Below are 11,958 nucleotides of genomic sequence, written 5' to 3'. Positions count from 1 at the left end.
GTCCAAGCGCTTGCAGGCATCATCGATGCACCTGCTGGCGCCTGGACTTGCGCTTGCAATGTCCACCCCCATATGGGCGGCAATGGTCTCGCCACCGGGCGGTGCCAAGCATTCTCTAACTGATACATGTCATCTATTTCTCCTAGCAGCACCATGTCTGATGCACCTGAAGTGAACCCGGCCTCTGCCAAGAATTCCGAGCAACATCCGCTGGATGCATTGACGGGTGGTGCTTTTTCCGCCGAAACCTCGGGCGACCGCGCCGCGCGTATCCGTGACTGGCTCACCACGCAACCTTCGGTGGAGCAGCTCCAGGAAGTGCACAAGGAACTGAGCGCGCGCGACAAGAGCGCTGCGCGCGCCGTGCGCGAGCGTCTGGACGAAATCCGTCGCACCGAAAATCAGGAAAAAATTTCCGTGGAATGGGCCGAAAAAGCCCAGGCCCTGCTGGCCGCCACGCCTTTTGATGCTGCTGCCGCAGTGGCCTGGCAGCGCGACGCTGCCAAGGCTGGCGCTGCGCTCTCGCGCGAGCCTCTGTCCCAGTTCAAGGCCCAGTTTGCCGAGCGCGTGAAGGCTGTGGAAGATCTGCAGCACCGCACGCAGGTGCAGCGCGAAGTGGCTTTGCTGCTGGCTCAGCGCATTGAAGTGCTGTCCACCAAGTCCTGGCGCGATGCCAAGGCTGTGCTCGAAGCACTGGGCAGCGACGTGGGCCGCTGGCAAGAACAGGCCAAGGAGCTGACAAGCGACGCGGCCTGGGGTAGCGTGGATAGCCGTTTCCCTCCTCAATTGGAAGCAGCATCCGCACAGCTGGCGCTGGTTTGGGATGCTTTCCAGTCTGCATTGACTCAGACCGAAGCCGCAGCGGCCGACGAAAGCGCTCCTTTGCCCACCGTGCCCGTGTGGGCCGACGAAATCCGTGTGGGTCGTGGCCTGCCGCCAGAAACCGCTCAGGCAGATGCTGCAAGGCCTGCCCAGGCCCGCGCGGCTGCACCCAAGAGCAACAAGCCTTCGCAAGAGCAGGTCGATGCAGCCAAGGCTGCTTTGAGCCAGGCGCTGGAAGCGCTGAAGGCGGAAACTGCGGCCGGTAACAGCAAGGCCGGCTCGGCAGCTGTGCAAGCCATGCGCGCGGCCATCAAGTCGCACGGCCGTTTTGTGGATGGCGCCTTGGTGACCGAGGTGCACGAAGCGCTGGTGGCGGCTGGCGAAGCTGATGGCTGGCAGCGCCAGAACGCAGACAAGCTGCGTGAAGAGCTGGTGGCCAAGGCCGAAGCCTTGCTCAACCGTCCCGACGGTCAGGCTCTGGGCGGCCGCAAGATTCAGGAAACCCTGCGTGCCCTGCGCGAGCAGTGGAAGCAGGCTGATCAAGGTGCTGCCGCCAACCACGCGCTGTGGAAGAAGTTTGACGAGGCCTGTAACGCCGCCTACAAGGTGGTCGAAGCCTGGCACGACAAGCTGCGCCAGGACACCACGCAGTCCAAGAGCCAGCGTCTGGCTTTGGTCGAAGAGATCAAGGCTTGGGCTGCCGAGCATGCTTCCAGCAAAGACTGGAAGGGCATGGGTCGCGCTCTGCGCCAGTTTGCCGAACGCTGGCGCGAAAGCGGTCACATCGGCGAGAAACTGTTTGCCGAGCTGCAGCCGCTGTTCAAGCAAGCCATGTCGGCCGCTGAAGCACCTTTGCATACTGCGCAAAAAGCCAGCCTGCAACGTCGCAACGCCATGATTGACGAAGCCGCAGCACTGGGTTCCGCACCCAGCCTGCGCATCGATGCCGTCAAGGAATTGCAGCAGCGCTGGCAGGCCGAAGCCCAGGGCGTGCCTCTGGATCGCAAGCACGAGCAAAAGCTGTGGGATGCTTTCCGCAAGCCACTGGACGAAGCCTTCAACCGCAAGGGTGCCGAGCGCGGCGCGCGCGCACCTGCCGTCGAGCTGTCCGAGCACGACCGCCGTGTGCTGGAAGCCTCCAAGGCTGTGGAAGCGGCCAATGCCAGCGGTGATGCCCAGCAGATTCGCACGGCCATGGCCGAGCTGGAATCCGTGCTCAAGGGCCAGGCAGCTGCCAAGGCTGAGGAAATCAAAGCTCAAGCCCAGGCAGATCAAGCGTCTGAAGCTACAGAAACCGAAGCGCCAGAAGCCGTGGTGGCCAAGTCTGCTCGTCCGATTGTGGCCGTGCGTGGCGATGACCGCCCTGGTATGAAGAAGGAAGCTGCTGCTCCCGCTGGCCGCCCAGGCGACCGCAAGGATGCTGGCCGTGGTCGTGACGGTGCTCGTGGCGATCGCGGAGCTCCTCGCGATGGTGACCGTGATGGCGCACGTGGCGGCCGGTTTGTGCGTGAAGATCGTGGTCCGCGTCTGGCAGATCCCGCATTCCGTGCGCAGCGCGAAGCCATGGAACATGCCCAGGAAGCTTTGCGCAAGCTGGCGGCACAGGCCCATGGTGAAGCCCTGAGCCAGCTGATGACAGCTTGGGAAAAGCGTGATGCCGAGCAACTGCCATCGGCCCAGCAACTGGGTGGCCGAGTGACTGTGCCCGTGCGTGCCGCCTGGTCCAGCGCCATTGCTGCCACGCCCAAGGGTGATGCGGCTCAAGCGCTGCTGCGCCTTGAAATGGCTGCCGACGTGCCTACGCCTGCCGACCAGCTGCAAGCCCGTCGTGCCCTGCAACTGCAGCTGCTGACCCGCCGCAACGATCCTTCGCCTCAGGAAACCTGGGGTCAGGATGCCGCGCAGGTGCTGGCCAGCACGCGTGAAGAGGCTACGGCCCGCCGCCTGCAGAACGCGCTCAAGCACTTGCTGCGCAAGTAAGGTCTGTGTCGGATACATTCCGGCGCTAACGAAAAAGGGAGTCTGCGGACTCCCTTTTTTTATGGTTCTCTGAGATGGCGAGCTGTTGCAGCAAAGGCTGCAGAAACGAAAAAGGCTGTTGCTTGCGCAACAGCCTTTTTGTATTTGGTGCCCAGAAGAGGACTCGAACCTCCACGGAGTTACCCGCTAGTACCTGAAACTAGTGCGTCTACCAATTCCGCCACCTGGGCATTTCAGAGTGATTGAATTATATAGCGGGAAAAGCAGCGCTCAGGCCGATTGGCGCGATTTTTTCAAAGAAATGTACAAAAGAGAAAGAGAGGCACAGGGAACGAAAAAGCCGTTGCATTTGCATGCAACGGCTTGTCGTATTTGGTGCCCAGAAGAGGACTCGAACCTCCACGGAGTTACCCGCTAGTACCTGAAACTAGTGCGTCTACCAATTCCGCCACCTGGGCTTTCAGAGTGATTGAATTATATAGCGGGAAAACCAGCGCTCAGGCCGATTGGCGCGATTTTTTCAAAAAAATGTACAAAAGAGAAAGAGAGGCGCAAGAAACGAAAAAGCCGTTGCATTTGCAGTGCAACGGCTTGTCGTATTTGGTGCCCAGAAGAGGACTCGAACCTCCACGGAGTTACCCGCTAGTACCTGAAACTAGTGCGTCTACCAATTCCGCCACCTGGGCTTTCAGGGAAGCTCGTATTGTAGCGCAATTTCTTGCGTTCAATCCGAATCTTCAAATTTTCTTGAGATGCCGTAGAGCTGTAAAAACCATCTGAATGTCAGAATGTTTTTCAAGTTTATCTAAACCTTGGTTGGTTGTCGTTAAACTTGGTGCCCAGGAGAGGACTCGAACCTCCACGGAGTTACCCGCTAGTACCTGAAACTAGTGCGTCTACCAATTCCGCCACCTGGGCATCTCAGGAAAGATTTAGATTGTATATCAAAAAAATGAACCCTCGCGCAAATGCCGCTGATATGAACGAAGAAATTTTGGGCACAGTGCAGGGCCACCGAGACGGACATGGCTTTGTGATTCGCGACGACGGCGAGCGCGATATCTACCTTCCTCCCAATGAAATGCGTGCCGTGCTGCACAAGGACAGAGTCCAGGTGCGCATTGCCCGCTACGACCACCGTGGCCGCCCCGAAGGGCGCGTGGCGGAGATTGTGGAGCGTCCGGAGCAGCCCATCATTGGTCGCTTTCTGCAGGAAAGCGGCGTGTGGCTGGTGGCCCCAGAAGACAAGCGCTACGGCCAGGACATATTGATTCCAGCCAATGCCACAGGCTCGGCCACGGTGGGGCAGGTGGTCGTCGTGGAGTTGACCGAGGCCCCGGCCTTGTTTGGTCAGCCTGTGGGGCGCATCGTCGAGGTGCTGGGCGAAGTGGATGATCCCGGCATGGAGATCGAGATTGCCGTGCGCAAATATGGCGTGCCGCATATCTTCTCGCAAGCCTGTCTGGAGCAGGCCAAGGCACTGCCGGAGACCGTGCGCGCCGTCGACTGCAAGAACCGCATTGATCTGACCGATATTCCTCTGGTCACCATCGATGGCGAGGACGCCCGTGACTTTGACGATGCCGTGTATTGCGAGCCTGCCAAGGTGGGGCGCGGCAAGGGCTGGCGTTTGCTGGTGGCGATTGCTGATGTGAGCCACTATGTGACCACGGGCAGCGATATCGATATTGATGCCTACGATCGCGCCACCAGCGTGTACTTTCCGCGCCGCGTGATTCCCATGCTGCCCGAGAAGCTCAGCAACGGCCTGTGCTCGCTGAATCCGGATGTGGATCGTCTGTGCATGGTCTGCGACATGCTGATCACGGCCAAGGGCGAAATTCACGCCTATCAGTTCTACCCGGCCGTGATGCACAGCCACGCGCGTTTTACCTACACCGAGGTTGCGGCCATTCTGGCCAATACCCGTGGGCCGGAGGCGGCCAAGCGCAAGGATCGCGTGCAGGACTTGCTCAATCTGCACGGTGTCTATCAGGCGCTTTTGAAATCGCGTGAAGAGCGTGGTGCGGTGGATTTCGAGACCACGGAAACGCAAATTGTCTGCGATGACAACGGCCGCATAGAGAAGATCGTGCCGCGCACCCGCAACGAAGCCCACAAGCTGATCGAGGAAGCCATGCTGGCGGCCAACGTCTGCAGTGCCGATTTCATCGAGCAAAGCGGGCAGCTGGGATTGTTCCGTGTGCACGACAAGCCCTCGCCGGAAAAGCAGGACATTCTGCGCGGCTACCTTAAGGCCATGGCCGTGGGCATGTCGATCAGCGACAACCCCACGACCAAGGAGTTCCAGCTGATCGCCGCCGCGACCAAGGATCGGCCCGATGCACAGCAGATTCACACCATGCTGCTGCGCTCCATGATGCAGGCCTTCTATACGCCTGAGAATTCCGGTCACTTCGGTCTGGCGTTTGAGGCCTATACCCACTTCACCAGCCCCATTCGCCGCTACCCGGACTTGCTGGTGCACCGCGTCATCAAGGCCGAGCTCAACGGCACCCATTACAAGCTGCCCGCCTTGCCGGAGCCCGGCGAAGCCGAGGCCAAGATGGCCAAGCGCCTGGCGTCGCGGGTGGTGGCACCCAGCCAGAAGCCGCGCAAGCGCGCCGCCGCCAAGGAAGTGCAGGCTTGGGAAGCAGCCGGTCTGCACTGCAGTGCCAACGAGCGCCGCGCCGATGAGGCCAGCCGTGATGTGGAGGCCTGGCTCAAGTGCAAATACATGCGAGAGCATCTGGGCGAGGAGTTTGCGGGCACGGTGTCTTCGGTCACCACCTTCGGTATTTTTGTGACACTGGACGCCATGTATGTGGAAGGCTTGGTGCACATCACCGAGCTGGGAGGCGACTACTTCCGCTTTGATGAAACGCGCCAGGAATTGCGTGGCGAGCGCTCCGGCATTCGCTACGGCATCGGTGCACGTGTTCAGGTGCAGGTCAGTCGCGTGGATCTGGACGGTCGCCGTATCGATTTTCGTCTGGTGCGCGATGGCGAGGACGGTTTGCCTTCGCAAAACCGTGGCAAAAACGAAGGCCGTGGCGATGCGCGCAAGAGCGGACGTGACGATTCGCGCTCGCGACGAGAAGGGCGTGATGGACGCGACGGTCGTGAGAGCCGTGAGGTGCGGGCCGAGCCTGCGCACTCCGATAAATGGAATCGCCGCGATGCCAAGGCCAACCGTGCCCAGCGCAATGCCGCTGGCAATACTGCTGCCAACACTGCGGGCGGGGCATCCGCCAATGCGGGAGCCAACGCAGGCGCATATATGAATAACGCTGCGCCAGAGCAGCGCCATGGCAAGCAAAGCCGCAAGGCAGCTAAAAAAGCCATGCTCAAGAGCGTCAATCTGGCCGCTTTGGAAGCGGAATACGCGAAAAAGCTTGCCAGCACCCCGGCAGTTCCCGCGCCTGCTCCAGCCCCTGTGGTTGTGGAGCAAGCTGTGGCGCCTGGCAAGAAGGCGCGGAAAAGCGGTCGCAAGAGTGCGGTGCCGGCCTTGTTGCTGCCGCCTGTCGAGCCTCAGCCGGTAGTGGCGGCTCCCGTGGCCAAGGCCGCACCGGCAGCGGAGCCTGCACCTGCGCCAGCAAAGCCGGCTGCTGCCAAGCGCAGCAAGGCGGTGGCCGAGTCCACCAAGCCCGTGACCAAGCCCGAAGCCAAGACTGCGCCCAAGACGGCGGCCAAGGTGACGAAAAAGGTCGCAGCCAAGACAGTGGCTAAGACAGCGGACAAGGTGACGGAGATGGAGACGGTCGTGGAAAAGGCTGAAGCTCAGACCGAGGCCAAGTCCGCAAAGCCTGCCAAGGTTACAAAGCGCAAACCCCGCGCGGTTTGAAGTCAGACTTGAGTTTGTTTGGCTGTGCGGCAACGCGCAGCTGAGTGTCTCGCTGAAAGGCCTTGCCGGAATTCATCCGGCAAGGCCTTTGTTGTTTGGTTTGTCAGCGGGTGCGTAGATGCTGGGCCAAAGCGCTGGCGCTAAAGGGCCGCTCTGCAGGCCACTGGTCGGCGACTTGGCCATGGCGATAAGCGCCTTGAGTGGCGGCCTGCTGCGCACTGAGCCCCTGTGCCCAGAGCGAAGCAATCAATCCTGCCAGCACGTCGCCTGTGCCTCCTGTGGCTAAAAGTGCATTGCCTGTGGGGTTGATCCATAGACTGGGCGTGCGTTGCTTGCTATTCAATGTATTGCAGGCGATCACCGAGCCCGATCCTTTGAGCACCACGGTACAGGCGAACTTTTGCGCCAGTTCGCTGGCCGCCTGCAGTCTGTCGGCCTGAATGCGGGCGGTGTCGGTTTGCAGCAGGCGAGCGGCTTCCAGCGGGTGCGGTGTCAGCACCGTGGCCTGGCCGCGTGCGGCGCGGGCTGTCAGCTGCTGGATCAAGTCTGTGGATGTCGCCACGATGTTGAGTGCATCGGCATCCAGCACCAGGCGCGGGGCTTGTGCCAGCAGCGTGGGCAGCCAGGGGGCAATCGCCAGTCCTCCGCCGCAGCCGCAGACCACGGTGGCGCTGCTCCAGTCTTGCGCACTGGGTTTGCGCAGCATGATCTCGGGCCAGGCGGAGCTGGCTTGATTGGCATGCTGCTCCGCATCGAGCAAGGCCAGCATCACGCGCCCCGCGCCGCCGTGCATGGCGGCAAGAGCCGCCAGCCAGGCTGCGCCGACCATGGACAGCCCTCGCTCCGCCAAGCCCTCGCCGCCCAGAATGGCGACATCGCCAAACACGCCCTTGTGGCTGGCATGCTGGCGTGCCGGGCTGGCTTGGGGCGCGCCGAGCAGGGCCAGAGGCGGCTGATCGGTATGTTGATGTGCGCTGATGTCTGCGCCCAATTCATCCCACCAAATTTGCCCGCATGCATCACGCCCGGCGCCGGTAAAAAGACCGGGTTGTAGCGTCAGCAAGGCCAGAGTGTGACGCTCGCGGGTGAGTGCTTGCGGCGCAGGGGCAGGTGCGCGCTCTGGCCCGAATCCCGGTGCTAATCCCGGCACATATTGCCCGGTTTGCGCATCCAGGCCAGAGGCAATGTCCACGCACAGCAGGGTGCAGGGGCTGTGCTGCACCTGGGTGAGCAGTTGCCGCAATCTTTCGTCTGACTGGTGGCTGCTGTCTGCCTTCAGGCCTATGCCCAGCAAGGCATCGATGCACAGGTCTTGTGCTGTCAGTGCGTCGGGTTGTGCGTCCACCCAGATCGCACCGGCTTGTCGAGCCTTGTCCCATGAGGCCTGGGCATCGGTGGGCAGGGCCTCGCGGGCTCGCACATCGCTGATCAGAATGCGGGCATGGGGCAGCTTGTGCCTGAGGCAGGCGGCGGCCTCATATCCGTCGCCGCCGTTATTGCCCGGGCCGCAGGCAATCCAGATGGTCTGGGCATGCGGCGCCAGGGCCATGGCCAGGCGTGCGACGGCCTCGCCCGCTCTTTGCATCAGCGTGTGCGGCGGCAGGGCGGCGGCCAGCGTTTGCTCCAGTCTGCGGGTGCTGGCCGTGCTGAAAAGCGGCAGACCTTGGGGAAAGGTCGAGATTGATGAGGGCGGGAGTATGCGCTGCATGACCAGAGCATAGCTCCATGCAGCGCAGAAATAATAGGCAAAAACAGCTGCCAGCCTTTATCAGTCAAGCGCAAGTAGCTATTGAAAATGCAGCTTTATACCGATCGGGTTGGCTGCAGAATCTGTTCGATTGCTGCGCTGATCTGCAACACGGCGTCGTCATGCAGGGCGGCATGCCAGACCATCAAGCCCGTGGGCAGCTCATTGGCTGCATGGCAGGACAGGGAGAGCGCGCAGCCGTCCAGCATATTGATCACGGCGGTATTGCGCAGCAGCAAACCGTTGACGCGGAAAAACTCGGCGTCGCGTTGCGCGTCCAGCTCTGCGTTCACGCCGTCGGCGGGCGCCACCGAGGCGATGGTGGGCGCCGTGATCGGTACGGTAGGCGAGAGCAGGGCGTCATAGGGTGCGATGGCGGTCTGCATGGATTCAATCCACTGCTGACGCGCGGCCTGCAAATCCAGATAGTCTGCCGCGCTCATGGAGGCGCCGCGTTCTATGCGCGAGCGCACGCGGGGATCGTAGAGTGCGGCCTGGGTCGGGTCCTTCAGGTATTTGCGGTGCCAGGCATAGCTTTCGGTAGGCGAAAAACCGCCAATTGCGTTGACGGCGTTCAGCGCAAGCAGCTCGGGCAGGTCGATCCATTCGATGCTGGCCCCGGCGGCCTGCAACTGGGCAATGCTGCGCTCGAAGGCCTGCTGGACGGCCGGTTCGATCTGCTCAAAAAATACCTGTCGCGGCACGGCCAGCCGGCGCTGCTGCAGATTCTTCTCGCCGGCCGAGACTTTGCGATCGGCCAGAATTTCGTGCAGAAAGACGGCATCGCGCACGCTGCGGGTGATGGCGCAGGCGGTATCCAGCGTGGGAGACAAGGGGATGGTGCCGCCTGCAGGCACCAGTGCTGCCGTGCTTTTGAAGCCTACCAGGCCATTAGAGGGCGGCAGGAATGCGGATGGAGCCGCCGGTGTCGGAGCCCAGGGCGGCCCAGGCTGCACCGCTGGCTACCGAAACGGCGGCCCCCGATGAAGAGCCGCCGGGAATGCGTGCCGGACGCGAGGGCGCCAGCAAGGGATTGCCGGGGTGGCGGGCATCGAGCGCGGCCGGCGTGCCAAAGTGCGGATTGGTGCCCACGCCGGAGAAAGCAAACTCCGACATATGGGTGCGGCCGATAATGGCGGCCCCGGCGGCGCGCAAACGCGCAACGGCCGGGGCATCGCTTGCGGCGGCTGCGGACGATTGCAGCAGCATGGAGCTGGCGGTGGTGGGCGAGCACTGGGTGTCAAACAGATTCTTGACGGAAATGGCCAGTCCGGCCAGCGGGGTATCGGGCGCAGCAGCCGCGGCCTCGCGGCGCGCTTCTACGAGAAAAGTCTGAGAAAAAACGTTGCCGCACAACGGACTTTGCGCGGCGGCGATGCTCAATTCCATCAGCTGGGAAGCACTGGTTTTGCCTTGGCGTATGTCTTGTACAGCGTCAAAGAGGTCGTGTTGCATGGCGATGTGCTAAAATTTTCCGGCTTTGCTGAGGGTTTGCCCTGGAATTGATGAAATGCTTGGCTGCTAAATGCTTGCCGACGCGTTGATTCAGTCTCTATGGGCTGATCTGATTCATGCTGATCTCGGACGATTTTTGTGCGCAAGGCGTGCAGTTTGTCCGGCAGCTGCAAGGCAAATAGCAAACCAGTCCCTTCAAGGTGTTGCGCTCATTCGCTGAGTGCAATCGTTGGGCTGGATTTTAGACCTAACCTTTGAGGTAATTAACATGGCAGTAACAATGCGCGAGATGCTGGAAGCTGGCGTCCACTTCGGTCACCAAACTCGCTTCTGGAACCCCAAGATGGCCCCGTTCATCTTCGGTCACCGCAACAAGATTCACATCATCAACCTGGAAAAGTCGCTGCCGATGTTCCAGGACGCCCAGAAGTTCGCCAAGCAATTGGTGGCCAACGGTGGCACCGTGCTGATGGTGGGTACCAAGCGTCAAGCCCGCGAAATGGTGGCTGCTGAAGCTCAGCGCGCCGGCGTGCCTTACGTCGACCAACGCTGGTTGGGCGGCATGCTGACAAACTTCAAGACCGTCAAGACTTCGATCAAGCGTCTGAAGGACATGAAGGCTCAGCAAGAAACTGGCCTGGAATCCATGTCCAAGAAAGAACAGCTGATGTTCGTTCGCGAACTGGAAAAGCTGGAAAAGGACATCGGCGGCATTCAAGACATGAACGCTCTGCCTGACGCCATCTTCGTGATCGACGTGGGCTTCCACAAGATCGCCGTGGCCGAAGCCAAGAAGCTGGGCATCCCCCTGATCGGTGTGGTGGATACCAACCACAACCCCGAAGGCATCGACTACGTGATCCCCGGTAACGATGACTCCGCCAAGGCTGTGCAGCTGTACGCTCAAGGCATGGCTGACGCCATCCTGGAAGGCCGTGAAGCCCGTCTGAACGACGTGGTCAAGGCTGCCGCCGGTGAAGACGGCGACGAGTTCGTGGAAGTGGAAGAGTCCGCCGCCTAAGCGAAGTCCGGCTGCGCGACCGCATCGCGAGAAAAAGCGGGGCTCTAAGTAGCCCCCTTTTTTTAAGCCGAATTCCTGTAACGAATCGAACAGATACTGGAGAAATACGATGGCAATTACTGCAAGCATGGTCGCTGAACTGCGCGCCAAGACCGACGCCCCCATGATGGAATGCAAGAAGGCTCTGACCGAAGCTGATGGCGATATGGCCAAGGCTGAAGAGCTGCTGCGCGTCAAGCTGGGTACCAAGGCTGGCAAGGCCGCTTCCCGCGTGACTGCCGAAGGCGTCGTGACTGCTTTCATCGAAGGCGGCAAGGGCGGCATGATCGAAGTCAATAGCGAAACCGACTTCGTGTCCAAGAACGACAGCTTCATCGCCATGGCCAACGCCGCTGCCAAGCTGGTAGCCGAGCACAAGCCTGCCGACCTGGAAGCTCTGGGTGCTATCGCCTACGAGCAAGACGGTTTCGGCCCCACTCTGGAAGACGTGCGCAAGGGCCTGATCGGCAAGATCGGCGAAAACATGTCTTTCCGCCGCTTCAAGGCTTTTGACGGCGCCGGCCTGGCTGCCTACGTGCACGGCACACGCATTGGCGTGGTTGTCGAGTTCGAAGGCGACGCAACTGCCGCCAAGGACGTGGCAATGCACGTGGCCGCCATGAAGCCCGTGGCTCTGACTTCCGCTGACGTGCCTGCCGATCTGATCGCCAAGGAACGTGCTGTGGCCGAAGGCAAGGCTGCCGAGTCCGGCAAGCCCGCTGACATCGCTGCCAAGATGGTTGAAGGTTCGGTGCAGAAGTACCTGAAGGAAGTGTCCCTGGCTGACCAGGTCTTCGTGAAGGCTGCTGACGGCAAGCAAACCGTGGGCCAGATGCTCAAGGCCGCCAACACCACCGTGAAGGCGTTCACCATGTACGTGGTGGGTGAAGGCATTGAGAAGAAGACTGACGACTTCGCCGCTGAAGTGGCTGCCCAGGTGGCAGCAGCCAAGGCTGGTGCGTAAGCCTCAAGCCTGAGCAACAATCGCGGCCTGGAGCCGCGATTGATTTATCTCCCTCCCGTTTTTCACAATCACTTTAATTTCCACCG

At 61.0% G+C, this 11,958-nt stretch carries 5 protein-coding genes, 4 tRNA genes and 1 pseudogene; 4 read left to right on the top strand and 6 right to left on the bottom strand.

Translation table 11 applies throughout. The features are described from left to right. Positions 1-153 precede the first annotated feature (153 nt). Complete coding sequence (locus EAO39_RS16295; RefSeq protein ID WP_120969366.1) at positions 154-2,802, top strand: DUF349 domain-containing protein; 2,649 nt, start codon at positions 154-156, stop codon at positions 2,800-2,802. A gap of 145 nt (positions 2,803-2,947) precedes the next feature. Here EAO39_RS16295 and EAO39_RS16290 read toward each other — a convergent pair. The 4 genes from EAO39_RS16290 to EAO39_RS16275 all read right to left on the bottom strand — a co-directional run bounded on the left by EAO39_RS16290 (position 2,948) and on the right by EAO39_RS16275 (position 3,720). Further along, a tRNA-Leu gene (locus tag EAO39_RS16290) sits at positions 2,948-3,032 on the bottom strand. A 143-nt stretch (positions 3,033-3,175) separates the two neighbouring features. Next, positions 3,176-3,260: transfer RNA gene (locus tag EAO39_RS16285), tRNA-Leu, on the bottom strand. Between the two features lie 143 nt (positions 3,261-3,403). Next, positions 3,404-3,488 (bottom strand) — tRNA-Leu (locus EAO39_RS16280). 147 nt (positions 3,489-3,635) lie between these two features. After that, positions 3,636-3,720 (bottom strand) — tRNA-Leu (locus tag EAO39_RS16275). A 34-nt stretch (positions 3,721-3,754) separates the two neighbouring features. On the opposite strand from EAO39_RS16275, the gene rnr reads away from it, so the two are divergent. Continuing rightward, entirely contained in the window at positions 3,755-6,646 is a 2,892-nt protein-coding gene (gene rnr, locus EAO39_RS16270) for a ribonuclease R (protein WP_120971199.1), read from the top strand. Between the two features lie 103 nt (positions 6,647-6,749). Here the strand turns inward: rnr and EAO39_RS16265 are convergent, their stop codons facing one another. Both EAO39_RS16265 and EAO39_RS16260 read right to left on the bottom strand, forming a co-directional pair. Then, complete coding sequence (locus EAO39_RS16265) at positions 6,750-8,354, bottom strand: NAD(P)H-hydrate dehydratase (protein WP_120969363.1); 1,605 nt, start codon at positions 8,352-8,354, stop codon at positions 6,750-6,752. Positions 8,355-8,449: 95 nt separating this feature from the next. After that, positions 8,450-9,848, bottom strand: a pseudogene (locus EAO39_RS16260) (amidase). Positions 9,849-10,116: 268 nt separating this feature from the next. Between EAO39_RS16260 and rpsB the strand changes: the two are divergent. Both rpsB and tsf read left to right on the top strand, forming a co-directional pair. Further along, positions 10,117-10,869, top strand: coding sequence for a 30S ribosomal protein S2 (gene rpsB, locus EAO39_RS16255; protein ID WP_120969360.1), 753 nt, complete (start codon positions 10,117-10,119; stop codon positions 10,867-10,869). A 109-nt stretch (positions 10,870-10,978) separates the two neighbouring features. Further along, a complete protein-coding gene (gene tsf / locus EAO39_RS16250) occupies positions 10,979-11,872 on the top strand; it encodes a translation elongation factor Ts (protein ID WP_120969357.1) in 894 nt (297 codons plus the stop codon). Positions 11,873-11,958: the final 86 nt, after the last annotated feature.

It is taken from the genome of Comamonas sp. lk (genome assembly GCF_900564145.1).
Lineage (GTDB): Bacteria > Pseudomonadota > Gammaproteobacteria > Burkholderiales > Burkholderiaceae_C > Comamonas.
The sequence above is the reverse complement of the archived record's forward strand: the minus strand, read 5'-3'. Positions and strand labels throughout refer to the sequence as shown.

Coding starts and splice junctions, on each gene's coding strand:
- EAO39_RS16295 (WP_120969366.1), top strand. CDS start 154: ATGTCTGATGCACCTGAAGTGAACCCGGCCTCTGCCAAGAATTCCGAG.
- rnr (WP_120971199.1), top strand. CDS start 3,755: ATGAACCCTCGCGCAAATGCCGCTGATATGAACGAAGAAATTTTGGGC.
- EAO39_RS16265 (WP_120969363.1), bottom strand. CDS start 8,354: ATGCAGCGCATACTCCCGCCCTCATCAATCTCGACCTTTCCCCAAGGT.
- rpsB (WP_120969360.1), top strand. CDS start 10,117: ATGGCAGTAACAATGCGCGAGATGCTGGAAGCTGGCGTCCACTTCGGT.
- tsf (WP_120969357.1), top strand. CDS start 10,979: ATGGCAATTACTGCAAGCATGGTCGCTGAACTGCGCGCCAAGACCGAC.